A 24,924-nucleotide genomic window follows, 5' to 3' on the forward strand; every position below is an offset into this window, starting at 1 on the left:
GCCGTCACCATGACCGATCGCACACAGCGCACGCGTTCATTCGCACGCGTTCTCGGACCGTTTATCGCCGTGGTTCCTGCGATCCTCGCGATCAGAGCCGGAAGTATCGGAAGGGAGTTATCTGGTTTCGCGGCAGACCCGATGTGGGCGTGGGCGGCAGGCGCTCTGCTCTTCTTTTGCGGCGTGTTCATCCTTGCGTTCCACCAGTATTGGCGCAGCGCCGCCGCCGTGATCATCTCGCTGTTCGGCTGGTTCCTACTGCTGCGGGGTTTCGCGTTGCTCGCCATCCCACAGCTGATCGTGAAGGGAGCCAAAACGGCCACCGAGACGTCGAGTCCCACGCTGGGCGTCGTGCGGGTCGGCTTCGGTCTACTCGCACTCTGCGGTTTGTATCTGGCATATGTCGGGTGGGCGAAGAAGGCGGACTGATTCAATACCGCCATGTCGCGTGTGGTCAAAACCAAGGATGTCCGGCGGGCCGAAGTGCTCGACCAGGCACTCGCGCTCTTCCTTGAACGCGGTTACGACAATGTCAGCCTCAACGACCTTCTTGCCGCGGGAGGTACTCCGAAAGGCGCTTTCTACCACTACTTCCCGTCCAAGGAGGCACTGATCAGTGCGCTTGCTCAACGCAGCGCCGCTGAAGCCTTCGAAGTGTTGCGCCCGGCCTTCGACGAGCCCGGCAGGAATGCGCTGGAACGCCTCAATGCCGGACTTGCGGCGAGTTACGACGTCAAGATGGCGATGGCGGCTCCCGAACAGATCGCGGCGATGGCATCACTGCTGAAGCCGGGCAACCAGGCCCTGTTCCGAAGGATCGTGACCATCTGGGAGGACCTGTTCCGGCCGGTGCTGACCGAAGTCATCACTCAGGGGGTACGCGAGGGTGTGTTCGACACCTTCGATCCCGAAGGCGTCGGTGACATGATTCAGGGATTCGCAGCCAGCCTGCAGGCGAACCTGGTTCATGTGCTCAATGCACCTGACGCGAGATCGCGACGGAAGGCCATCGATGATTGCGTGAAGCGCACCAAGCTCCACGGTATCGCGACGGACCGGATCCTCGGTTTACCCGACGGGTCAACGGTAGTGCTCAATCGCAAGCAGATAGCCGCGATGGTCGCACTCCTCAAGCCCTGAACAGCCCGGTGAGTCGATGTCGTAAACCGTGCCGGCCACGATCACACCGCCGGCGAGGCCTCCGTCGTCCACGTCGTCAGCACGGTCCGGTCGAGTCGACGCCCTCCCAACGAGATTCAATTCGCAACCCCTAACAATTGCTGGTGCCTGATCACGCTGAGGTGCTGCGCTCATTTCCGGTGCCGGCGACAATCGCCGCTTGCTCACGGTTCGCAGCCGCGATTCTGGTCCCGCTGCGGGTCAGGTCACCGGGGTTTCGCTGGCCGGCATTTGACACTTGGCTTCCCAGCGTATCGTCGCGGTTCCTCGGAAACTGCTGTGGGACAACGAGTTAAGTATTGGTCAACGAGGACTCTTGGCTACCCGAAGGCACACCGGGATCTGCGGGATGCCAGGCACTCGGCTGGTCCGGGCCGGGCTGTATGGCGCTTGGAAACCAAGGGCTTGGTGGACCGTGTCGATGCTGACCTGGTACGCCGTCCGTGCTTGGCGTGACAACATCGCCTCGCTCGCGATCATGCGCGGAATACCCTATACCCGGGGGTGAAGCGCCGAGGAATTCCGCCGCCACCAACCCGACGCCGCGCTCACGTTCTCGATGTCCTGTGACCAATGGCACACCTTACGACGTCGCGACATCGAGCCGCACGGCGTAACTCCAGTACGCGAGTTTCTCGGCCTCGAAGATCTCAGAACGCTTGACTCGTAACGTGATCGGAGGTCTCTACAAACGAGACGGGGAGGCTCGGAGCGACCGCTGATAGCGGACTTCGTGGACGCCATGGTCGCCAATCGAGTCCGTTCGCTCGGTGCCGTCGCAGTACCACCCGGCGCGTTCGTAAAAGCGTCGAGCGCGATCATTCCCGACAACACCCACAATGAAGCTGTGCCATAGCCATGGCTAGACAATTGTGCGCAACCAGCGGTGATGAGGCAGCGCCCGATTCCAGAGCCCCACCTTTCTGGATCGACATAGAGCGCCCAGATTTCCCCACCGCCTTGCAGATCCGTATCCCGGCACCACCCCGTGGTCACGTGTCCGCATACCGTCCCCCCGTCGATGGCGACCTGAGTGAAGGGACCTGCCGCATTCATCTGGTCGAACCCATACCGGCTAGCCCTGTCCTCAGGCCGCAACGCATCCAGATAGTCGATCGGAAGCAAGCCGCGGTAGCCCACTTGCCATGAGCGGACATGCGCCTGCGCAACAGCCATCGAGTCCGCGGCCACAGCCGGCCTGACAAGTAACGACTCGTTGAAGGGCACGGGCCCAGCGTGGCAGCACGCGTCGCAGCCTTCAAGTACTTTTCCGCTGAGACGTGGAGGACTTGCGCCAAGGACTACATGCCGCCACGAGTGACGATGGGACCCATGAGTTTCGGCATCGCCCGGTAGAGCTGGATGACTAGGCGATTCAGCAGCGGAAAGACGATGAACTCGTCATTGCGGGCGACGCCGCGCAAGATGGCTTCCGCGGCTTGGCGCGGGGTCGCCTTCTTCATCGGTACTCGTTCGACCGCAGCGCCGTAGTTGTAGGAGGCGAGATTGGTTGCGGCGCTGAAGATATTGGTATCCACCAACCCGGGTAGCACGACGGTGACGTTGATGTCGTGCTCGGCGGCTTCGGCTCGCAGTGATGTGCTGAGGCCGACGACGGCGTGCTTGGTTGCCGCGTAGGCCGCGGATCGCACGACGGGCATGACGCCGGCGCTGCTGGAGGTGTTGATGATGTGGCCGTGGCCTTGCTTGCGCATCTGTGCGTAGGCGGCCTCCGTGCCGTGCACGACGCCCCAGAAATTGATGTCGACGATGCGCTGCCAGGCATCTGGGGTCATCTCTGCGAAATCGCCGCCGACCACGATGCCGGCGTTGTTGAACATCAGGTCCAGCCCACCGGATTCGCTGACGACGCGATCCACTGCTGCGGTCACCGCGCTTCGATCGCTGACGTCGAGCGGAACCGCGTGAATGCCGGTGGTGCCGTCGAGCTGGGCGAGGCGCTCGGCGTCGCGGTCGGCGGCGTAGACGGTGGCCCCGCGCTCAGCCAATATCACCGCCAGGGCACGGCCGATACCAGAGGCGGCTCCGGTCACGAACGCTGTCTTATTTTCGAATGTATAGCGGGTCATGGCAACTCGGCGATGTTGCGGGCCACTTCGTCCTCCCAGAGGTCGTTGGCGTGGGTGGTATCGACTTCCCGCTCGAAGCGGGCGATCATGTCGGATTTGACGTCGGCGCCATCGACGTAGAACTGCGCGTACCAGCGGCGATGCTGGCAGGCTGGGCTGTCTTCCTCGGTCAGCAGAGGTTTTCGATGCCGGTCTTGCTCCACCAGATCTCTCCATCTTGCAGGAAACCGTCCCCGAGGCTGCGGCTCAGTGTCGCGGCGAGCTTTCGGTCTTGGTCGCCATCCGGACCCATGTTGCCGACCTCGCACTGCTTGCTCAGCAACTGTTCGGTGGCGTCGAGTTCTTCAGTGAACCAGTCGATTTGGCAGATCGATCCATACGAGGCGGTCACAGGTTTCCTTCCGGGGCCGACTGAGCGGAGGGCAAGCAATGTCAAAATAAGCGACGACGCTTAATTTGGCAAGCATTCGTGATTGTGTTGAGGGGGTCCGGGTGTGGCGCCCGTTTGGCTGAGTGGCGGTCGATCAGATGGTGATGGTGCCTCGGATGCAGGTAGTGCTGGCGCCGCCAGCCCGTGCGCTCTGTGTTGGCGTCGATGTGGATGATTCCGGCGGGCGCCCCGGGAGACTCGGCATGGCACACAGTTTCATTTTTCCGTGGCCGCAGACGACTGCATACGCTGCCATCGTCGGACATGGTCGTTTTGTGCAAGACGTTCGCGACGGTCTCTTATGGGTTCCGCTGGCGCATCGTGCTCGCGTGGCGGCAGATTGAAGGCGCTGTACACCACGCGCCGTTCGGCGGTTCGCGGCGGGCGACTCATGTGGAGCGTGCAACTGCAATGAATCGTAAGGTCGCCAGTGCGAGTGGGTAACGCACGGTGCGGAAGGTCGATGTCGTCGATGTGTACCGGGGATACGTTCGCCCGGTGTGATCCGGCCACCACACCGATTTCACCACTCTCTGGTCCCGACCCGGTGACTGAAACACCGACCACAAGGTTGGCGCAGTTGCGGCTGTGGTTTCCCGATGCGCAGTCCTTATGCCAGGCCAGGTCCGAGATTCCTTCGACGACACCGATCTTCTTGAGTAGGCCACCGGCAGCATCACCGCGGTCGGGGTTGGGCGGGATCCACTGATCGTCGGTCAATCGGGCAATATCCATGAACCGGTCGTCGTTCAAAAGCTCTCGCAGCGTGGGTGATTTCTCGTTGAACGCAAGTATTCGTGCTGGATACTGCTGGCCTGACGCCGTACGGGCCCACCATGACTGGCCGTCTTCGGGGTGGGAATCGGCGATGGCAGCGTCCAGTTCGTCGGATACCGCTGCCATCTCGCGGGATGTGAAAACCCCGGCGATGTGGAGGAATCCGGCTTCTTCTAGGAAGTGGCCGAGGTCAGCGGGGTCGTCTTCAAGCGTAAAGCTGCGATTGATGTCCAGGGCAGCACCGTGCCGGTCTCTGAACTCGATGGAACCGCTTTGAAATACCGGCGTTCCATCGAGCAGGTGTCGCAGTACGGGTTCCCAGCGCACGAAGTCGGTGACGGTGCCCCGGCGGATGTCCACTCGCTGCGTCGTGGTCAACCACGCTGTCGAGACCACGTCCTGCAGCAAATCAGAAAATGCGTCGGCGCCTATGGACACCCGGAGACCCGGAGTGTCGCCGGAGCGAAGCGCCAGTCGGTCGCCGTCGATCGCGAGCGAGATCTCCGCGCCATCGATGTCGAACGTTATGGGCGCCAACGACATCCTGGCGGCTGATCGGCCGGCTTCATGCCATCGTTCGGCGGGAAGGCTGGATTGTAGCTGTGACACAAGGGCTTCGGGTTCTAGCTGAACAGCGTCGTCGACGTAGCGGGTGCGGAAATCAAGGCTGCCCATGACTGCGCTCCGTTTCAATAGTGTTGGCTTGGCGGGGTGTACTGCAACCTCTACCGAGGTGCGTCCGTGGTGAGGATGGAAACGAACTCGCGCAGACGTCGGCGGACATCGACGCTCTCGGGGTCCAGGAGCGATTGCAGCAGAAGGCCATCCCAGAGCGCCATCAGCATGTTCGCCGCTGATGACGGCGTGATGTTGTGACGAAGTTGGCCGTCACGGCTCATATCGCTGAATGCGCCTGTTAGCTCAGCGCGCACACGCGCATAGCGGGACAACATGTAACCGTGAGCAGGATGGGTTGGATCGGTGGCCTCGGCCGTCAATCGACAGAACAGCGCGGTATAGGTGCCATGGGGATCGTCCTCGCGGTCGATGGTGCTCAACAAGGCTGAACGCGCATCGAGGGCGGGATTGGCTCCCAAATACTCGCGGACCAGCTCTTCTCTGTTGTCCAAAACGGCGATGAGCAACTTTTCTTTGGTGGGAAAGTGATGCAGCACAGTCGCTTCGGCCAATCCTGCGCGCTCGGCTACTGCTCGCAGAGACCCTCGGTTGTATCCGGACACCGAAAAGACCTCGAGGGCTGCCTCCATGATCTGTTGTTGACGTAGAGCCGACTTGGCGTACGGCCCCCGTGTTGTTGTTGTGGGCTTTTCCGTGCTCAGGGCGGTGCCTCCTTGGTATCGGCGGAAGCGCGAACTCAAAACCGAGTCTACACTCGGTTTTCGTGATGAGCGCATGTCCGCATCCCGCCGAGCCCATGACTCGGGTGCCGGGGACCCTATCTAGCGACGACCGCCCGCTTGAGAGGGATCGGATTGATGGCGCGCGTCGCTGAGGGGCTCGACAGTCCCGTGAGCGACACCGCCGAGATCGTCGTCCCGACGGTGACCAGTCGTCCACGAACGGGAACCGTTGTGGCGTACCTGATTATGATGTTCACGATCAATCTGGCCGCAATGACACCGGCCCTTATGGGGTTGGCATTGAAGATCCAGATCGTCGAACCGCGGGACAAAGAGGGCGCCCTCGGTGCTGTGGTGGCTATCGGCTCCGTGGTCGGCATTGCCGCAGGCCCGGTCGCGGCATTGCTCAGCGACCGTTGCAGGCTCGGTTGGGGTCGGCGGCGTCCGTTCATCGTCGTCGGTGTCGCCTTCAGCGCGCTGGGGGCAGGACTGATGATTCCGGCGACGTCGGTTGCGATGGTGGGAGCCGGATGGGGGGTCGCGAGCGTTGGCGCAGCATGCGCGGGAGCCGGTATCGGACCGTTCGTCGCGGAGGTGGTTCCGCCGGATCAGCGTGGTCGTGTCGCGGCGCTCGCGGGGATGGCCGTCCAGCTGGCGGGCGTTGCGGCCGCGCTTACTGGCGCGCTGTTGGCGTCAAAGGTAGTACTGCTGTTCGGGGTTCCGGTCGCCGTGCTGGCGGTCGGAAGTCTGGTGTATCTGGTAGCGGTGCCGGACGGGGTCGTCGCCCGTCGGAGTTCGTCGCCTCCGCGGCCATCCCAGCGCAGTCAGATGGAGCAAATATTGTTCGGCCCCAACCTTTCTCGATTTGCATGGCTCTTGGCGGGCAAGTTCTTTATGCAGCTGGCTGTTGGATTTTTCACCACCTACCAACTGTATTTCGTCTTGGATCGATTCGGCATGGACCCGGCGCAGGCCGCGCACCAGATGGCTGTCCTTGCCGTAGTCGGCATCGCAGTGGCAGCTGCCTCCGCATTCGCCGCCGGTGCTGTTTCTGATCGCTTGGGGCGCCGTCAGCCCATGATCTATCTCGGCGGCAGTACGGTCGCCGCTGGCATGGTGGGAATTGCCTTGTCGCACAGCTTGTTGAGTTATGGCGTCGCGGTCATGGCAATGCTTGGCGGTATCGGCACATTCAGCGCGACCGACTTGGCCTTGGCGGCAGAGCTGATACCTGACGGCAGCGTGAATGTAGGCGGATCCATGGCGATGTACGCGATTGCCGGAGGTATGGCGACCTCAGTTGCTCCGCTGCTCGCTCCGATGATCCTGAGGACCGCCACGGACGGGGCCGGCTACACGACACTGTTTCTCGTAGCGTCGGTGAGTGCGGCCCTTACGATTCCAACCATTCGCATGACCGGGCGCCGTAGTGGTCGCTGAGCACCCGCCATCTCGTAGCATGGTTGTCGATCGCTGGGCTTTCGCTTCCTGCTATATGCCACCGTATGGCCCTCAAAACGCTTTGTGAGTCAACGGTTGTCGCAGGACGGGATCGGAGAAATGAGCCCGATCTGCGTGGTCAACGGGGAGGGGCGGCTCCGGTCATGCGACATCCTTCTCGTCGGGGACCTCGGTTGCCTTGTGGGACTCTCCAACGGATTCGGCATGTCTATCCGTTTGCGTCAATGCGTCGACTATCAGGGCAAGTCGGTGCAGTAGGTCGTCGATGCTTATCCGATGTTGGCAAATGGCCGCGATGTTGGTTACCCAGACGTCGGTGAATAGCTCGGCGACGCTGCGGTGCAGGGGTGATGGTTCTCCGTCGGACATCGCTCTACAGAAGATATGGATGAGCTCCTCGCGCACCATCTCGGCCCGGGTGGAGGCCGCCGCCCCGTGCGCGTACACGTACGGTCGGATGACGGCTTCAGTGAATCCGGGAGTCGCGCACATTGAAGCGGTAAGTTTCCGGGCGAGTTCTAAAACCCTTTGGTGGCAGTTAAATTTACCGCTGCCGGTTTCCATTGTACTGGTGGAGAATTCGCGCAGCCATCGGAGCAGACATGCCAACAGAATTTCATCTTTGGAAGTGAAGTACCTATACACAGTGCTTGGCGCCACACCTGCAGCCTCCGCGACTGTACGGATTTGGCAGTCAAAGGTGCCTCGTGCGGCCAATGTGGTGGCAGCTGCGACGATCCGTTCGTACCGTTCCGCGCGTCGGGCTAGGTCCTTCAAGCGCAGCGTGGACGACGCAGCGTACCCAGGACGACACTGCGGCATCGTCAGCTCCTTCTGTAGGCGTCGATGTGAAGACGTTCTCGCGGCATGTTGGCGGTTGCCGCCTTCCATCCAGCCAGGCCGACGACGTCGGGCGGCAGTGAATTACCCGGTGACTGGGATGCGATGAAAGGGCGGAGCGCGCGCTGCGCTCGACGGTTGGCAGTGGTGTTACTCGGAAAGCAGGCTATTTGGACTGAGCGCCGAGCAATTCCCGCGTCAGCTGTTGGGTCTCCAGAAGTACTGCGGCCCGATCGGCGCGATTGCTGTGGGCAAGTGCCTCGCTGTCGGCGCCGGCGACGTGGACGGGGCTTTGGGGCACGTGGTGCAGTCCTTGTCGCGCCACATCGGCGGGGTTGCTGATGACCAGTCCAGTCTGATTCGCCGTGCGCGTGGAGGCAACGTCCCCGCTGTAGTCCTCGGCGATAGTGCGGTCACCGCAGTTGCGAAGGCACCGACGGGGGCGCAGACCAGACTCTTGACGGTTCGCTCGCCGGTTCCGTTGGGAACAGATTTGGGAACAAAACCTCACGAAACCACTGAAACTGGGCGTAACGGATGGGGCGTTTGTTGCACTGCAGAGACGCCTGATCTGGACAAATAAACCATCGGCGATCAGGTGAAACCGTCACCGGTCGGCTCATAACCCAGAGGTCGCAGGTTCGAATCCTGTCCCCGCTACTAGCGAAAATGGTCCCCGGAGATTTCTCCGGGAGTCGTTTTTCATTGGCTCGGGACGCCATGTTCTTCGGCTGCGTATCGACCGGCAACGGGCTCAGCTGAGGTTCGCAGAGCTGACATCGAACCCGGCATCTAGTCTTGCGGGAATGTCCGGTTGATCGTTGCTGGCGTTACCGGCTAGGAGGGCGGGCATGTCTCAGGACTGGTTGCTGGCGGTAAACCTGGGTTCATTCGCCATGGCCGGTATCGGGCTGCTCTTCGTCGTTCTCTGGAGTGTCGACCGCGACCGAAACAATGCTCTCGTGTTTGCCGGGTCCATCGGCTGTTACATCGCCGGAACGGTTGCGCTGTCGGTGGGTCTGCCGGCTGCGCTGGCGTCCTCGATCCATGGGGTCTTGTTTCCCGCTGCGATGCTCCTGCTGGCCGACGGTCTGCTGAGGCGGGTGGGGGATCGGGTGCCTCGCGCGCTGGTGCTCACCTATCTGCTCCCGATGGTTGTGATCGTCTGGTTCTTCGCCTACGTCTCACAGCTATTGGTCGGACGGGTGGTCAGTCAGAACCTCTTGACCGCGCTGTTGATGTTGGTGGTCGTCCGTCGGCTCTGGGAGCGAATGCCGAGAACGGGACCGAACTGGGCCGCCCTCGCAGCGACCGCGGTATTCGGTTTCGCCCTGGGCATTGCCGTGATCGTGGCGCCGTTCTCGCCGATTCCACGCGAGCTTGTGACACGGGCCGACCTCGACATTTATATGAGGACCGGTCTTGAGTTGTGCCTGATCGTGTCCAGCACGATTGTCCTGCCGAGTCTCATGGTCATGATGCTCGCCGTGACGGTCATCGACATCGCGCGGGAATTGCGGTCCCAGCGCGACTGCGACGAGCTGACCGGTCTGCTCAACCGCCGCGGCTTCAACCGCCGAGCGGAAGCAATGCTCAGAACCGCTGAGCGCGCCGCGTTGGTCGTGGCGGACCTGGACCACTTCAAGGCGGTCAACGACACCGCGGGCCATTCCGGCGGGGACAAGGTGTTGATCGCGTTCGCGCGGATCCTGACCGATTCTGTGGATGGTCGGCAGCTCGTCGGCCGCATCGGTGGTGAGGAATTCGCGGTCCTTCTCGCCGGTACTGGATTGGACGACGCGGTCGGCTGGGCCGAAACGATTAGGACTCGAGTGGCCGCACACGCGGTCGATCTCAGCGGCGAGATCACCAGTGTGACGGCCAGTTTCGGGATCGCGTCGGGTGACCGCCAGTCGCAGCTGACCGACTTGGTCGAGGCGGCAGACAAGGCGCTCTACAAGGCCAAAGCTGCGGGGCGAAACCAGATATCCATCGGCCAGTGACGTCGACTGCGTCGACGTGTTGACCCCGAGCTCGAGTTGTACTGCTCGCACATCAAGCGCAAGCTCACAAGCCCGCCAATAGTCGTGAGCAGCAACGGAACTCGACGAGTCGATCAGCCCGCGAGCTCGATCGTTCCGCCCGGGATCGCGTCGATCAACATTCGGGTGTAGTCGGACGTCGGGTTCTCGTACACCTGGTCGGTCGGCCCGGAATCCACCACCTCGCCGCGGGACATCACGATCACGTTGTGGGCCATCTCCTTCACCACCGCCAGGTCGTGGGTGATGAACAGGTAGCTCAGGCCGAGCTCGTTCTGCAGCTCGCGCAGCAGCGTGAGGATCTGCGCCTGCACCAGGACGTCCAGCGCCGACACTGCTTCGTCGCACACCACCACCTCGGGGTTGAGGGCGAGCGCGCGGGCGATGGCGACACGCTGCCGTTGGCCGCCGGACAGCTCGTTGGGGAAGCGCTGCATGACCGACTGCGGTAGCGCGACGAGGTCCAGCAGCTCCTTCACCCGTGCGGTGCGGGAGGCCTTGTCTCCTATGCCGTGGATGTTCAGCGGTTCGGCGATCGCGCGGTAGATGGAGTACATCGGGTCCAGCGACCCGTACGGGTTCTGGAACACCGGCTGCACCCGGCGGCGGAATTCCTTCGCGTCGGCGCCGCGCAGCGACGTGACGTCTTTCCCGTCGAAATGCACTGTGCCCGAGGTAGCTTCCAAGAGACCCAGCACCATGCGCGCCACCGTCGACTTTCCCGAGCCGGACTCGCCGACCACCGCGGTGGTCGTCCCGCGCCGCAGGGTGAAACTGACGTCGTTCACGGCCCGAAAGGTGGAGCCGCCGCGGAACGGGACGGCGCCGCGGATCGGGAAGTCCTTGACGAGGTTCGCCGCGACGAGCACGTCCTGAGGGCCGGACGACGCGTGCTGGGTGGTGCCGACCTTGATCGGCAGAGCCTGATCGCCGACGAGCTCGCCGTGGTCCAGGTCGCTGAGAGTCTTGCCGTGCGCACGCCGGGAAGCCAAGGAGGGCGCCGCGCGTACCAACCTCTTGGTGTACTCGTGGTGCGGGTCCTGCAGGATCTGCAGGGCGGGTCCCGACTCGACCACCCGCCCCTTGTACATGACGACCAGGTGGCTGGCGCGTTCCGCGGCCAGGCCGAGGTCGTGCGTGATGAGTAGGACCGCGGTGCCGAGCTCGGCGGTCAACGCCTCGAGATGGTCCAGGATCTGCCGCTGCACGGTCACGTCCAGGGCCGAGGTCGGCTCGTCGGCGATCAGCAGCTTCGGGCGGCACGCGAGTCCGATCGCGATCAGTGCCCGCTGACGCATGCCGCCCGAGTACTCGTGCGGGAACTGATTGACCCGCTTGTCGGGGTCGCGCATGCCGGCCTCGCTGAGCAGCGCGATGGCGCGTTGGCGCGCGTCGCCCCGCTTCGCCGCGCCATTTGCCTGCAGGGTTTCGCGGATCTGGAATCCGACGCGCCACACCGGGTTGAGGTTGGTGTTGGGGTCCTGCGGGACCAGACCGATGCCGCTGCCCCGGATCTTCTCGAAGTCGCGACGGGACGCAGTGGCCAAGTCCTGGCCGTCGAAGAGGATCTGACCGCCGGTCACCTTGCCGGTCCCCGGCAACAGGCCGAGCACCGCGGCGGCCGTGGTCGATTTGCCCGACCCGGACTCTCCGACGATGGCGACTGTCTGCCCCGGGTAAACGGTGAGGCTCGCGTCTCGCACTGCGGGCACCGACTTGCCCTGTACCCGGAACGCGACCCGCAGGTCGCGGATGTCGAGCAGCGGCCCGGATCCGTCCTTGGACGTCTGGGTCATCAGCGGGTCCTCGCCTTCGGGTCCAGGGCGTCGCGCAGCACGTCACCGAGCATCATGAAGGTGAGCACGGTGATCGCCAGCGCTGCCGCCGGATAGAACAAGATAGGCGTGCCCTCCCGCAGCAACTGCTGCCCGGCCGCGATGTCAATGCCCCACGACACCGCCGTGGACGGTAGTCCGATGCCGAGATACGACAGAGTCGCTTCGGTGACGATGAAGATGCCCAGCGAGATGGTGCCGACCACGATCACCGGACCCAGCGCGTTGGGGATGACGTGGGTGAACAGGGTGCGAACCCGAGACGCTCCCAGTGAGCGCGCCGCCGTGATGAACTCCTCGCCGCGGACCGCGATCGCGGCCGATCGGGCGATGCGCGCGATCTGCGGCCAGCTGAAGATCGCGAGCACGATCACGACGGTGAACACGGTGCGGGAACTGATCATCTGCATGGTGACCACTGCCGCCAGGATCAGCGGGATACCGAAGAAGATGTCCGCCAGCCGCGCGATCACCGAGTCGATCCAGCCACCGAAGAACCCGGCAACGCTGCCGAGCAGGCCGCCGATCAGGACCACGACGATCGTGGTCAGCACACCCACCGCCACCGAAGCACGGGCACCGTAGATCGTTCGGGTGTAGATGTCGTACCCCTGCCGGTCGGTCCCGAACCAGTGCTCGGAGCTGGGCGGGAGCAGCGACTGCTCGAGCGAACCGTAATGCGGGTCCTGGCTGGTGAACAGTCCTGGGAAGAGCACGACGACCACGATCACCGCCAGCAGCATCATCGACACGATGAATTGCGGTTTGGTGCGCAGCTCCAGCCACGCCGACTTCCAGAAGCCGGCGGGATCCACGTCGGCGGCGACCGCGTCGACGGCGGCGACGCTGACCGCGTCGGGGCCGGCGACGAATCGCTCCTGGCCGGGGTACAGGGTGGGTCGGGCCGGGGTCTCAGGCATAGCGGATCCTCGGGTCGAGGGCGGCGTAGAGCAGGTCGACCACCACGTTGGACGCCAGGTAGATGAGCACAAGCACGGTGACGAAGGACACGACGGTCGACGACTCGCCCCGGATCACCGCCTGATAGATGGTTCCGCCCACTCCTGGAATGTTGAAGATGCCCTCGGTGACGATCGCGCCGCCCATCAGCACACCGAGGTCGGCGCCGAGAAACGTCACCACCGGGATCAGCGAGTTGCGAAGCACGTGGACCACGATCACCCGTGGGCGGGACAGCCCCTTCGCCGTGGCGGTACGCACGTAGTCCGCCGACAGGTTCTCCGCGATCGACGAGCGGGTCAGCCGGACAACATAGGCGAACGACACCGCACCGAGCACGAATCCCGGCAGCAGCAGGTGATAGAGGTCGAGGTGGCCGCCGACGGTGACGGGGACGAGCTGCCAGCGCACACCGAACAGGTACTGAGCCGCAAAGCCGATCACGAAGATCGGAACAGCGACGATGAGAAGCGTGACGATCAGGATCGTGGTGTCGAACCATTTTCCCTTGTTCAGACCCGCGAGCACACCGAACGTCACACCGAACGCCGCCTCGACGGCCATCGCGATGAGCGCGAGGTCGACCGTGACGGGGAAGGCGCGTTTCATCACGTCGAACACCGGTTGGCCCGAGAAGGACGTGCCGAAGTCCAGCCGGAACACGCCGCTGATGTAGTGCCAATACTGCAGGTAGAACGGCTGATCCAGGTGATACTGCGCGCGTAGCGTCGCGATCAGTGCGGGCGACATGGGCTTGCCGCCGCCCAGCGCGGAGATCGGGTCGGCGGGCAGCAGGAAGACGAGCGTATAGATCAGGAAAGTGGCGCCGAAGAACACGATCACCAGCTGTCCGGCCCGGCTCAATGCGTATCTCAGCATCGGTTATCCCTTGGTGTTCTCGGCGACGTCGCCTTTGGTGATCTGGGTGAAATCAGCGAGGCCGTTCCAGGTCAGCTGGGCCGTCACACCCGGCCCGACGCCGCCGGCAGCGGTGTAGTCCCAGAGCGGGATCACCGGGAGATCGTGCAGGAGGATCGCCTGGGCCTGATTGACCAGCGCATACGACTGGTTCGGATCGAGCGCCCGCTCGGCCTCGGTCAGCTTCGCGTCGAATGCCGGTGAACTGTAGACCGGATCGTTGGAGCCCGCGCCGGTCACGAACTGGGGCTGGAGGAACTCGATCATCGACGGGTAGTCGCCCTGCCACCCGCTCCGGAACGCGGTCCGAATGGTCCGCTTGGTGATTGCGTCCCGGACCTGCTTGAACGTCGGCTGCGGAGCGCCGTGGGCGTCGATGCCGAGCGTGTTCTTGAGCTGGTTCGACAACGCGTCCACCCACACCTGATGATCGCCGTCGGAGTTGTACGCGACCTCGAAGGAACCCGACCACGGGGCGATCGCGTCAGCCTGCGCCCACAGCTGCTTGGCTCTGACCGGATCGAACTTCAGCACATCGTTGCCCGGGATGTTCGGGTCCCAGCCGGGGAGCGACCGGGCGGTGAAGTCCTGCGCCGCGCCGCGGGCGCCGCGGAAGATCGCCTTGATGATTTCGGGCCGGTTGATCGCCATCGAAATCGCCGCGCGTCGAAGGCGCCCCTCCTCGCCGCTGAAATGCGGCAGGTAGTAGGGGATTCCGAGCTGCAGATTCTGGGCAGTCGGTTTGGTCAACGCCCGGCTGCCGAGCACCTTCTTATATGTGCCCAACGCACTTACCGGCACCGTGTCGAGTACGTCGAGGTTGCCGGACTCGAGGTCGGTGTACGCGGTGTCGAAGCTGCTGTAGAAGATGAAGCTCAGGCCGCCGTTCTTCGGCTTGTCCGGACCCTTGTAATTCGGATTCCGCACCACGTCGAGTTTGACGTTGTGCAGCCAGGCGTCCGGGCCCTTCAGCATGTATGGGCCGTTCCCGACGGGATGCTCGCCGAACTTGGCCGCGCCCGCGGTGAAGAACACGTCGGGCAATGGCTTGAACGGTGTGAACCCGAGCCCCAGCTTGAAGTCGATGTTGGGGCTGGCGAGGCGCACCGTGAAGGTGTAGTCGTCCACCACCTTCAAGCCCGACATCTCGGTCAGCGGGGAACCCTCGGCGGCGACGGCGTCGTATCCCTCGATCGGTGAGAAGAAGCTCTGCTGCAGCTGCCCATTGACGGTGGCCGCACCGAAATTCCATGCGCGGACGTAGTTTTCGGCCCGCACCGGAGTGCCGTCGGTGAAGGTCCAGTCCCGCTTGAGGTGAACGGTGTAGTGCTGGTTGTCAGTGGTGTCCACGGACTCCGCGTTCGCCAGTACCGGGGTGCCGTCAGCGGTGTAGCTGTAGAGCCCGGTGAACAACGAATCGACGATGCGACCGCCCATGTTCTCGTTGGTGTTGGTGGGCACCAGACCGTTCTGTGGCTCGCCGCCGTTGACGGTGATGATCGCGTCCGGGCCGGTGCCGTAGTTGCCGCGCGCGCCGTCCAGGCTGCATGCCGACGCGGCGAGCACCACGGCCGTCGCCGCCGCGCACAATGCCCTTGCTGCCCATTTCACTTCGGAACCTCCGATCGCGGGTCTTCACATTCCCACAGGTCGATCCCGTCGGCCATGCAGGAACGCCAGGTGTGAGCCGTCGTGGTCGAAAAGCGTGGGATCGTGCGGCACGAAACGAGATCGTTTTGCGCATCGGTCTGTCCGTGCGCTCACACGCTCCGGCCGGCAACGTCGACGAATTCGAAGTGCTCGATTCCCTTGTGCGACAGTCGATCACGAGGAGGGTCGAGCGCGGTAACCGAGATCTGATGCGCGCCCTTGGCGCGCCCTATCGTCCATCAGAAGCCAGGTGCCCGCCCGTATTCTCTGACCCCTTTGACGTAGGCGTGAACTTTCAGGGTGACGCCGCCCTTGAGTAGATTCAGCTTCTCCAGATAGTCCCGGCCGCTCGGTCGCAAGTGGAGACAGCCATGGCTCCAGCCGATCTGCTCGTGGATCCCAGCGCGGAATTCGACTTCCTGGTTGGGGCTGGTGTGGACGAGTTGGTCGGTGCCCAGGATGCGGTACGCATGGTCGCCAAAGTCGTTGAAAATCCACGTCGAAGGTACGACGCCGTCAGGTACCAGGGCCAGGGCCGCGGGTTCCGTGAGCGACTTTCGTAGCCCGGTGACGTAGGCCAGGATGTCGTCGCGACTGATCGGTTTGGCCAACGACCTGGTGTCGTGCCATCGGCCGTCGTCACCCCGGTATTCCACCGCGAGTTTGCCTGCTTTTGTCACCTCGCGCAGGGGTGTTCCCTGCGCGAGCTGCGAGGCCTGCCAGAACGCCGTTCGCACCTTCTCGCGGCCGCCGAGTTTGTGGATGCCAGGCTTGGTGGGATCGGCATGGTGTCCGCCGCCGGCGTCTTGTGACTGCCACATCCCGCCCTGCGCCGCGACGCTGGCTGCGACTCGTCCTGCGACTCTGGCGGTCAGCGCGCCGATCGGAGCATGCCCCTTGGTCACCGTCCCGTCCGGCAGCGTGATCATCGCTGGTTGGTCGAATTGGTCCGGTACGAACTCGAGCACGATATCGCCGGCGGGCGGGTTGAACATCCTGGCGAGTACCGGGCCGACTTTCTGATGCACCTTGGGTGGCGCCTGGTCCAGGGCGTCGCGCAGCGCAACGACAACGGCGCGGTCGGCGACCAGCAGCACCTCCCGCAGATGCGCAGCGGACAACGGCGCAACGGTCTCGGTCCAGAATGCCTCCGACCCTCCCGTGTTACGGAGGCGGTCAAGCATTTCGAGAGCCGTGAGCGTGTCGGTCGGCTTTTTGGACATGACACCGGCCAACGCGGTCGACAGGCGCGGGACGTCCACGCTTGTCTCGGCGGAAATCATGCGGTACAGCGCATCGATCCGTTGCACGGTGCCGAGTTCGGCGACCAACCCTTCGGGGTTCATCCCGTTGAGGCGCGGAAAGATCCATAGTTTTGCCGCGTTGAAAACGGCGGCGTCACCTTCGGCGACCGCGTTTACCAGCGCGCTGGTCGCCTCGTCGACTGTCCGCCACGCGGGCGCAGCAGGTGGGGTCGTTGTTCCAGGCGCAACAGTTGGTGCTACGCCTGCCGGTGCCGTCGATGTCGAAGCGGGCGTCGGTGTCGGTGGTGTTCTCTGAAGCGGCAGCAAGGACAATGCCGTGCAGGCGGACGGGGGGTGCTGCCGCTGATTCAGCAGCTGTGTGACCGCCCGGTTCCCGGCCAGCCGCTGAAGTTCGAGCAGCGGTGTGGCAGTACTGGAGTTCGGTGCAAGATTGGCGCGTCCGGAGTTACGTAAGTTGCGCACCCAGCCATCCGGCATCGCAGCGTGATGCCGGACAAAAGTTAGACGATCAGCCAAAGCGCCACCTCTACTTACGTCAGCGCGCTCCGTTCACGCACAACCTTATCTCCGGGACAGTGCTTCGAAACGGTTTCGGCGATCGAGAAGCAGCTGCGCCAAGAATTGCTTGCACCAGATCGGAGCTACGCGGTGCGGACGTGGCGGTTGCGGGTAGTACGGCGGCGCGCAGCGCTGGAAATCGAGTACCTCGGTACTCGGGCGGTGCGATCCGGTCCGCGTGATGCTTACCCCATGGCAGCACGACAGCTTTGGTTCCGCCAGTTCGGGCTACCAGTCGAACCCTGGCAGATAGCATTTACTTAGTGATCGGTGTGAATCAACTATGTATTTTCTTTGGCTAGGTAAGCTGCTGACCAGCGGATATTCAAGTCGGGGCTGAAATGTCGTACGAACATATGACTGCGCAGAGGTGTGCTGGCCAAGGTGCTTGGCGATGCGCGGATATGCGCCCAGCACCACTTGTCGAGCGCGACCGGGCGCTGGCGGAATTGGACGAGCATGCCACCGCTGCGCTGTCGGGTGCCGGACGGCTCGTGGTGATTCGAGGCGAGGCGGGAATCGGCAAATCTTCTGTGGTCCGTGCGTTCTGCGGCACCGTCGGCTGTGCCCGGGTGGTCATCGGTCACTGTGCTTCGGCGTCCGCGCCGGTTCCTCTGGGACCGGTTTTCGGGCTGCGTGAGCAGCTTGGCGACGATGTCAGTCGCCGGCTTACGGCTGCAATCACGGGACAGCCGGGCTCAGGTGGCGTTCCGTACGCGGTCGCATCGGTGCTCGCAGAGGTTGCGCCACTGATCTGGGTGATCGAGGACGTTCATTGGGCCGACAGTGCCACTCTCGACGTGTTGCGTTACGTCACAAGGCGATTGGCTCGAATTCCGGTGCTGCTGGTGGTGACCTATCGGGACGATGAGGTCGGTACGCGGCACCCGCTGGCCGCGGCGCTCGGCGATGTCGTCGGGGCGAACACCGTGGCCCGCATTGATCTGTCGTTGTTGAGTCTCAGCGGGGTACGTGCGCTCGTCGGTGCGCGTCCTGACGTCGACGTCGCGGAATTACACCGCGTGACGGGAGGCAATCCGTTTCTGGTGACCGAGGCGCTCGCCGCGGGCTGGGCGGGTGACACGCCGGCGGCGGTGCGCTATTCGATGGAGGAGCGGTTGGCTCGGCTGGGTCCGGCGGCTCGCGACGCTGCTGCGGTCGTGGCGGTGCTGGGTCCCGATGCCACGCCGGATCTGGTTGAGCGAGTGGCGCCCGGCTCCGGCGCCGGCGTTGCCGAATGCGTTGCCTCCGGTGTCCTGAAGCTGATCGGTGAGCGTCTGGAGTTCCGCCACGAGTTGGCCCGGCGTGCGGTATGGATGGCCATTCCGCCTGCCCGTCGGCGGACGCTGCATGCTGCGGTGGTGGGCGCCTTGGCCCTCGCGTCGCCGGACCGAGAGATATTGCCGCAATTGGCATTTCACGCCGAGGAAGCCGGCGATACCAGCGCGGTGCTGGGGTTTGCGCCGCGGGCCGCCGATCATGCGGCCGCTCTCGGCGCGCATCGCGAGGCTGTTGACCAGTACGCCCGGGCGCTTCGGCATGCCGATGGTGTGTCGCCCGAGATTCGTGCTCAGTGGTGGGAGGATCGTAGCCGGGCCGCCTACTTGTACGGGCTACGTGAAGACGCCGTTCACTCGATCAGTGAGGCGGTGGCCTTGCGTCGCGAGGTAGGCGACGCACTGCGCGAAGGCGACGATCTCCGGCTGCTTTCCCATCGGTCATACCCGTTCACGCGCCTTGACGTTGTTCGCGAGCTGGCTGAGCGAGCGGTCGAGTTGCTCGAGCCGCTGGGCGCGACCCCCGAGTTGGCGTGGGCTTATGCCAACCGGACGCAATTGGCTTGCTTGACCTATGACCATGCCGCAGCCACCGACTTCGCATCGAAGACGCTAGGGCTCGGTGCGGCGGAGCGCACTCCGGTCGCAGCGTTGTGGGCAGAAGCTTTCGAAGCGATCTCACGGGTGACGCGCGGGGTTGACGAGTGGTCGTCGGTCGACGACGTCTGGCGGCGGGCCAGGTCTGATCCTGCGGCGATCGAGGCCACGGGGCTGGCTGCTGTCATGGCGGCGTTCGTGGCGATGCAGCACCACGACCGAGCGACCGCGGCCGGTTATCTACTTGACCCGACAGACTTTTTCGGTGAACACAACTTGACAGGCTTTCGCCTGATCAGGCAGGGCACGCTCGCGCTGATGGCCCTCGACGCCGGCCGGTACTCAGAGGCGGAAGCACTGGCCGTCGACGTCCTCGACCGTGCCGAACTCACTCCTTTGCACTATTTGCAGGCTCAGGTGGCCGCAGCTACCGTGCGCGCACGGACTGGTCGCGGCGAGGTGTGGCCGCTTCTTGATGCGGCATTGGGCAGTCACGATCCCGCCGACATGATGCGCGCCGGAATCGTGTGGGCGGCGCGGATCGAGGCGGCCTGGCTGGCGGGCGACAAAGCGTCCGCGAGGGTTGAGGCAGAGCGCGCGTTGTCGAAGCTGACAGACGAGGTCGACGCGTGGCTGATCGGTCGGATCGGTGGGTGGGCGCAGATAGTCGGGATCGAAGGTCCGGAATTGCCGGCCCGCTCTGCCGGGCCGTATGCGCGTCAGCTCGCTGGTGACTGGGCGGGCGCGGCCGCCGAGTGGGACCGGCTGGGTTGTCCCTATCAGGCGTCGATCGCACGCCTGCACTCCGGCGCGCGCCGTACCGCCGAGGCCGGCCTCGCGGAGCTCGAATCGCTTGGCGCACGTGCCGCCGTGGCGCGGGCTCGGCCGCTGTTGCGGGCCCATGCCCTCTGCGTGGCGACCGGCGCAGAAACGCTCGGACTCAGTAGCCGCCAATGGCAGGTTGCCGAACTGCTCGTCGCGCAGTGCACCGACCGCGAAATCGCGGACGCACTGTTCATCACCCCCAAGACCGCCAGCCATCACGTTTCGGCGATTCTGGCCAAGCTGGGTGTGCCCACTCGCGCTGCGGCACGCCGTCGGTTGCTGGGCGTCGATGAGCGCGTGATCCAACTGAACGTCCGTTGATTTCCACCCCGGAGGCTATCGGTGCGATGCGATCTCCACATCATCTGGTCGAGCGCGATGGGGTACTCGGGTGGCTCGACGGCCGGCTGCAGGCGGCAGCCGCAGGATCCGGCTGTGTCGCGGTGGTATCAGGGGAAGCTGGAATCGGTAAGTCCGCCGTGGTGACCGCGTTTGTTGCGGCGCTGCCTGTGAGTGTCCGCGTCTTTTACAGCGCGTGCGATCCGCTGTCGACTCCGGTGCCGCTCGGTCCGGTCTTGGAGCTGCGTGACGCGCTTTCCCTGTCGGGTGCGGTGCGCGTGGCCACGGCGCTGGACAACCCACACGGCCCGGCTGCGGTGCCGGAGGCGGTCGTTGCGGCACTGGCGGATTCGGGTCCGGCAGTGTGGTTGATCGAGGATGTGCACTGGGCCGACGCTGCGACGCTGGATGTGCTGCGCTATCTGATCAGCCGCATCGCGACTATTCCGCTGTTGCTGGTGTTGACCCACCGCGTCGAGGGGATCGGCCGGGAACACCAGCTCAGCGAATTCCTGGCTGACATCGCAGAATCCCACGCGTCGGGGCGGACTGAATTGGAGCCGCTGACCCGTGACGGCGTCGTCACCCTTGCCGCGTCGCGGCCCGGGTTCGACGTCGATCGGCTACACGAGGCGACGGGCGGAATCCCGTTGTTGGTGGTCGAGTCGCTGGCGGCTGGCCGTTATGGTGTTGTGCCGCAGACGATATCCGATCACGTGATCGGACGGTTGGCTCGGCTCGGCCCTTCGGCGCGGGCGGTGATCGATTCGGTGGCCGTGCTGGGATCCGACGCCACGGTCGATGTACTTGCCGCCATGGTCGACGGTGCGGCGTCGGAGTTGCCCGCATGCGTGACCGCGGGCGTGCTGCAACGCACCGGGCACGTCGTCGGGTTTCGGCACGAACTGACGCGCCAAGCTGTTCTTGAGACCATCCCTACCTTCGGCCGACGCAGGTTGCATGCGTCCGCCTTGGCCGCACTGACTGCGTGCGGACAGGAATGTTCCTTGGCGCACTTGGCATTTCATGCCGAAGAAGCTGGTGACGCCGATGCTGTCCTCCGGTACGCGACTCAGGCCGCCGAGCGGGCGATGCGTCTCGGTGCATTCGCTCAAGCCGCCGAGCAGTACGCCCGCGCGATCCGGCACAGCCACGGACAGCCAGCTGACGCCCGGGCGGCCTGGTTGGAAAGCCAGGCGCGCGCGGTATACATGTCCGGCCAGGTCGTTGCAGCGGCTGAACTGATCGGTAAAGCCATCGCACTGCGACGCGAAACCGGGGATGCGCTGCGTGAAGGGGACGATCACCGGTGGCTGTCGCATTGGCTCTTTGCCGGGGCGCCGCTGGCACAAGTCAGCGAGGCCGCACATACCGCAGTCCGGATACTAGAACCGCTGGGACCTACGGCCGAACTGGCGGGGGCCTATGCGAATGCCGCGCAATTGTGCTGCGTGGTGTTCGACCATGACAGTGCTGTCGATTACGCGACCAAAGCCGCAGCGATCGGACAACAACTGGACGTCGTCGCCGAGGTGGCCTGGGCCGAGTCGTTCGCGGCGCTGTCGGCTGTTCTTGCCGGCAATGGTTGGGACGAGTTCGACGCTAGGTGGGCCGTCGCCAGGGACGACCCACGAACCGTCGAGGCTGCCGCGGTCGGTGGTGTGGTCGCCTGCTGGTTCGCCACCGCAAGATATGAGTTGGACCGCGCTGACAGCTACTTGACGGTGACTGCAGAGTTCTGCCGTGACCACAACCTCACGGGCCTCGGCTACTTCACGCGGGGCATCGGCACGACGCAGCTGCTGCACCGCGGCCGCTACGCGGACGCCGCCGCCGTCGCGCATGCCGTATTGGCCAGGACTGGGTTGCCACCGGTGTTCCGGTTGCGCCCGTTGGTCGTCCTCGCGCTCGTCTACGCACGTACCGGCCAACACGACGCGGTCGGGCCACTTCTCGATGAGGCTCTCGACGGCCTCGATCCTTCCCTGGTGTATCTGACCGGAACGGTTCTCGTAGCACGCATCGAAGCGGCCTGGCTCGCCGGTGATCACCGGCGCGCACGGGAGGAAGCACGTCGGGCGCTGGCGGCTCTGCCGCCCCGCGCCGATGCCGGGACTCGTGGCCAGGTCACTGCCTGGGCGGCCATCGCCGGAGTGTCTTCGGCGCCGCTGCCGCGTAGCGAGGACCGCCAGTACGCGTTACAGATTGATCAGCAATGGGCCGCTGCAGCCGCCGAATGGCGGGATCGGGGCTGTGCTTATGAGGCTGCTATCGCTGCAATCCACTCAGACACGCCGGAATTGGCCGCAGCGGCGATAGCTGAACTGCACTCACTCGGGGCGCACGGCGCCGTCGACCGTGCTCGCCAGCACAGGCGCCGCCGTCATCAGCGCCGTTCCACGCAAGAACATCCCTTTGGCCTCACCGCCCGTGAGCAGCAGGTCGCAACTCTGCTCGCCGAGCGGCACACCGACAAACAGATTGCCGAAATCCTTGTGATCAGCCGGAAGACCGTGAGTCACCACGTCGCGTCGGTTCTCACCAAACTTGGTGTCACCAATCGAAACGCGGTGCGAGACATTCTCAAACCAGATCGGGGGACCGGTGCCATTACATCAATGCGGTAAATCGTCAGAGTCGTCCAGCCGGCCAAAGATGGGCAATTTCTCCCGATGCGTCTCGGCCGGTCGAACATTGATAATTACGCGCCGGGACGGCTCGGCTGCCCTCCAGTGGCCGATACTGCTCACGGGAAGGAGCTGGCTGTGAGCGCGAATGCGAACAATTCCCGCGACAGCGTAGACGGTCGCCTTCTAGGGCATGCGCGATCCTTTTCAAGGGTCGCGCCAGCTGCCATCCCGCTTCTTTTTCCTGTCGTTCTCGGCGTCGTGCCCGGAATCGACGTGCCCCAGGCCCACGCTTGCACCTGCGTGAAGAAACCGCCCTCTACAGGTTCCACGGGCACCACAGGCTCCACGGGCCCTACGGGGCCGAAGGGCAGTAGCGGTTCGACTGGTGGTTCTGGACTCGGGTCGCCCGGTAGGAACAAGCCAAAACCCTCGGGTGGCAATTCTGGTTCGGGCGGTAGTTCGGGTGGTTCCAGTGGTGGTTCTTTCCTACGTGGCGGCGTGCCACCGGAAAGCGGCCCCGTTGGTTGGATGAGCGGTATGCCGGCCGTCGGAGGAGTTCTGGGCGGCTTGCCCACGTCAGGTCCCTGGTTTGAGTCGCCCCCGTGCTGTCCACCACCGCCGGCCCCGGTGGTGGTGCCGTCGCCGGGGCCGATATCGCCGCCGGTATGGAAGCCGCCACCCCAGCCGGAGCCTGTGGTTGCGGCGCCGCCGCCTCCACAGGCGCCGATTCCGGAGCCCGTAAAGATTCCTCCGCCGCCCATGGAACCGCAGGTGCGCAGCTTGCCCGTCGTCTTGATGGCCACCGTAGGGAAGGGTTTTTCCGCGGTGATCATCATTCTCGTTTTGCTGATTATTGGGTTGTGGTATTTCACCAATCGGGTGATCACCCAATTGACTACGAGGGAACCACGAAATGCGTAAGTCGTTGTCAATCCTTGTGGGGATGCTGTTTGTGGTGTGTTTCGGCGTGGGGCCGGCGATGGCGGAATCCGACGGTGTTGCCGCGGTCTCGGCGAAGGTCGACGGTCGCGACGTTTCCACCAGCACCATGGGAGAGCCGCTGCGGTTGGTGCCCGATCAATGGGTCGACGTCGAATTGCGCGTGGTGAACAACAGTGATCATCCGGTACATCTCGCGCGCCTGGACTTGACGGGCCGGGTGTTGGAACTGGTGTTCTTCAATTACATGGCGCCGTTTGACCTCACGGTGGCACCCGGTGCCACCCAGACCGTGCAATACCGATTCCGGTTGATCGGATTGGCCGGCCAGGCCACCGGGTTGATGCGCGGTGACGTCGCGGTCACCGATGACAACGGCCACCGGGTGGCATCGTTGCCCATGGTGAGCGATGTCCAGGGGTCGCTCGTCAGCGTATACGGCCTTTTCGGCCTTGCGTTGCTGGTGTTGACGGTGCTGGCATCGATCGATGCGGCGTTGGCGCTCAAGCGAAATCGTCTCTCGGGCAATCGTGTGTTGCGCGGCTTGCGGCTGCTGACCCCCGGCGTCGGGGTCGGCTTGGTCTTGCTGTTCACGGCGACGGTGTTGCGCATCTGGGTTCCACGAACATCGGTGTGGCTGATCGTTTCGGCCGGTGTGGCGGTAGCGTTCTTCGCCGCAGGCTATCTGACTGTGCGTCCCTCTCTGGAGGACGACGACGATGCGGCCGAACAGCAGGACGCAGACGATGGAGAGCGTTCGGAGGTAGCGGAGGCAACGGGAGCCGAGGGAGAAACCGGAGCAGTGACCACCGTTGCGCTGTTGACCGGCGTCGACGTCGTGAACCACCAGACGGTGCCCGTCGCTGCGGCCCATCACGGCGAGCCATCCGCCTGACGAGGCGGTGCCTCTCGCAGTCGATGTGCCGTACCTCGAAATACATTGCTCCGCAA

18 protein-coding genes and 1 pseudogene are annotated in these 24,924 nt (G+C 64.1%); 7 read left to right on the forward strand and 12 right to left on the reverse strand.

The features are described from left to right. The first annotated feature begins 9 nt into the window (after positions 1 to 9). Together QRN63_RS16325 and QRN63_RS16330 are read left to right on the forward strand one after the other, a co-directional pair. Positions 10 to 429, forward strand: coding sequence for a hypothetical protein (locus tag QRN63_RS16325; protein ID WP_350224450.1), 420 nt, complete (start codon positions 10 to 12; stop codon positions 427 to 429). 12 nt (positions 430 to 441) lie between these two features. Then, a complete protein-coding gene (locus QRN63_RS16330; protein WP_285031704.1) occupies positions 442 to 1,140 on the forward strand; it encodes a TetR/AcrR family transcriptional regulator in 699 nt (232 codons plus the stop codon). A gap of 531 nt (positions 1,141 to 1,671) precedes the next feature. On the opposite strand, the gene QRN63_RS16340 is transcribed toward QRN63_RS16330, so the two are convergent. The 5 genes and pseudogenes from QRN63_RS16340 to QRN63_RS16360 all read right to left on the reverse strand — a co-directional run bounded on the left by QRN63_RS16340 (position 1,672) and on the right by QRN63_RS16360 (position 5,744). Beyond that, entirely contained in the window at positions 1,672 to 2,355 is a 684-nt protein-coding gene (locus QRN63_RS16340; protein WP_350224451.1) for a GNAT family N-acetyltransferase, read from the reverse strand. A gap of 125 nt (positions 2,356 to 2,480) precedes the next feature. Continuing rightward, complete coding sequence (locus tag QRN63_RS16345; RefSeq protein ID WP_285031706.1) at positions 2,481 to 3,233, reverse strand: SDR family NAD(P)-dependent oxidoreductase; 753 nt, start codon at positions 3,231 to 3,233, stop codon at positions 2,481 to 2,483. Between the two features lie 32 nt (positions 3,234 to 3,265). Continuing rightward, positions 3,266 to 3,546: pseudogene (locus QRN63_RS16350) on the reverse strand (3-ketosteroid-9-alpha-hydroxylase); the annotation flags it as partial. 369 nt (positions 3,547 to 3,915) lie between these two features. After that, complete coding sequence (locus QRN63_RS16355; protein WP_285031708.1) at positions 3,916 to 5,151, reverse strand: phytanoyl-CoA dioxygenase family protein; 1,236 nt, start codon at positions 5,149 to 5,151, stop codon at positions 3,916 to 3,918. A gap of 50 nt (positions 5,152 to 5,201) precedes the next feature. After that, positions 5,202 to 5,744, reverse strand: a complete 543-nt coding sequence (locus QRN63_RS16360) for a TetR/AcrR family transcriptional regulator (RefSeq protein ID WP_285031710.1) — start codon at positions 5,742 to 5,744, stop codon at positions 5,202 to 5,204. 228 nt (positions 5,745 to 5,972) lie between these two features. Between QRN63_RS16360 and QRN63_RS16365 the strand changes: the two genes are divergently transcribed. Then, positions 5,973 to 7,277, forward strand: coding sequence for an MFS transporter (locus tag QRN63_RS16365; RefSeq protein ID WP_285031712.1), 1,305 nt, complete (start codon positions 5,973 to 5,975; stop codon positions 7,275 to 7,277). Between the two features lie 162 nt (positions 7,278 to 7,439). On the opposite strand, the gene QRN63_RS16370 is transcribed toward QRN63_RS16365, so the two are convergent. Together QRN63_RS16370 and QRN63_RS16375 are read right to left on the reverse strand one after the other, a co-directional pair. Next, on the reverse strand, positions 7,440 to 8,189 hold the full coding sequence (locus QRN63_RS16370) for a TetR/AcrR family transcriptional regulator (protein ID WP_350224448.1): 750 nt from the start codon (positions 8,187 to 8,189) through the stop codon (positions 7,440 to 7,442). Positions 8,190 to 8,304: 115 nt separating this feature from the next. Continuing rightward, entirely contained in the window at positions 8,305 to 8,439 is a 135-nt protein-coding gene (locus tag QRN63_RS16375) for a hypothetical protein (RefSeq protein WP_285031715.1), read from the reverse strand. 550 nt (positions 8,440 to 8,989) lie between these two features. Between QRN63_RS16375 and QRN63_RS16380 the strand changes: the two genes are divergently transcribed. After that, positions 8,990 to 10,141 (forward strand): GGDEF domain-containing protein, encoded by a 1,152-nt coding sequence (locus QRN63_RS16380; RefSeq protein ID WP_285031716.1) that lies wholly within the window; start codon positions 8,990 to 8,992, stop codon positions 10,139 to 10,141. A 113-nt stretch (positions 10,142 to 10,254) separates the two neighbouring features. On the opposite strand, the gene QRN63_RS16385 is transcribed toward QRN63_RS16380, so the two are convergent. The 5 genes from QRN63_RS16385 to QRN63_RS16405 form a co-directional block, all read right to left on the reverse strand. Continuing rightward, positions 10,255 to 11,976, reverse strand: a complete 1,722-nt coding sequence (locus QRN63_RS16385; protein ID WP_285031717.1) for a dipeptide ABC transporter ATP-binding protein — start codon at positions 11,974 to 11,976, stop codon at positions 10,255 to 10,257. After that, on the reverse strand, positions 11,976 to 12,935 hold the full coding sequence (locus tag QRN63_RS16390) for an ABC transporter permease (RefSeq protein ID WP_285031718.1): 960 nt from the start codon (positions 12,933 to 12,935) through the stop codon (positions 11,976 to 11,978). Before QRN63_RS16390 ends, QRN63_RS16385 begins: the two co-directional genes overlap by 1 nt. Then, entirely contained in the window at positions 12,928 to 13,854 is a 927-nt protein-coding gene (locus QRN63_RS16395) for an ABC transporter permease (protein WP_285031719.1), read from the reverse strand. Before QRN63_RS16395 ends, QRN63_RS16390 begins: the two co-directional genes overlap by 8 nt. Before the next feature lie 3 nt (positions 13,855 to 13,857). Then, a complete protein-coding gene (locus tag QRN63_RS16400) occupies positions 13,858 to 15,504 on the reverse strand; it encodes a peptide ABC transporter substrate-binding protein (protein WP_502888147.1) in 1,647 nt (548 codons plus the stop codon). 278 nt (positions 15,505 to 15,782) lie between these two features. Next, complete coding sequence (locus tag QRN63_RS16405) at positions 15,783 to 16,889, reverse strand: hypothetical protein (RefSeq protein WP_285031720.1); 1,107 nt, start codon at positions 16,887 to 16,889, stop codon at positions 15,783 to 15,785. Positions 16,890 to 17,770: 881 nt separating this feature from the next. Here QRN63_RS16405 and QRN63_RS16410 point away from each other — a divergent pair. The 3 genes from QRN63_RS16410 to QRN63_RS16420 all read left to right on the forward strand — a co-directional run bounded on the left by QRN63_RS16410 (position 17,771) and on the right by QRN63_RS16420 (position 24,868). Beyond that, positions 17,771 to 20,386, forward strand: coding sequence for an ATP-binding protein (locus QRN63_RS16410; RefSeq protein WP_285031721.1), 2,616 nt, complete (start codon positions 17,771 to 17,773; stop codon positions 20,384 to 20,386). A 26-nt stretch (positions 20,387 to 20,412) separates the two neighbouring features. Continuing rightward, positions 20,413 to 23,031: an ATP-binding protein gene (locus QRN63_RS16415; RefSeq protein ID WP_285031723.1), complete on the forward strand. Its 2,619-nt coding sequence runs from the start codon at positions 20,413 to 20,415 to the stop codon at positions 23,029 to 23,031. Positions 23,032 to 23,947: 916 nt separating this feature from the next. Continuing rightward, entirely contained in the window at positions 23,948 to 24,868 is a 921-nt protein-coding gene (locus QRN63_RS16420; RefSeq protein ID WP_285031724.1) for a hypothetical protein, read from the forward strand. Positions 24,869 to 24,924 lie beyond the last annotated feature (56 nt).

The sequence above is a fragment of the Mycolicibacterium sp. lyk4-40-TYG-92 genome (assembly GCF_030209435.1).
GTDB lineage: Bacteria > Actinomycetota > Actinomycetes > Mycobacteriales > Mycobacteriaceae > Mycobacterium.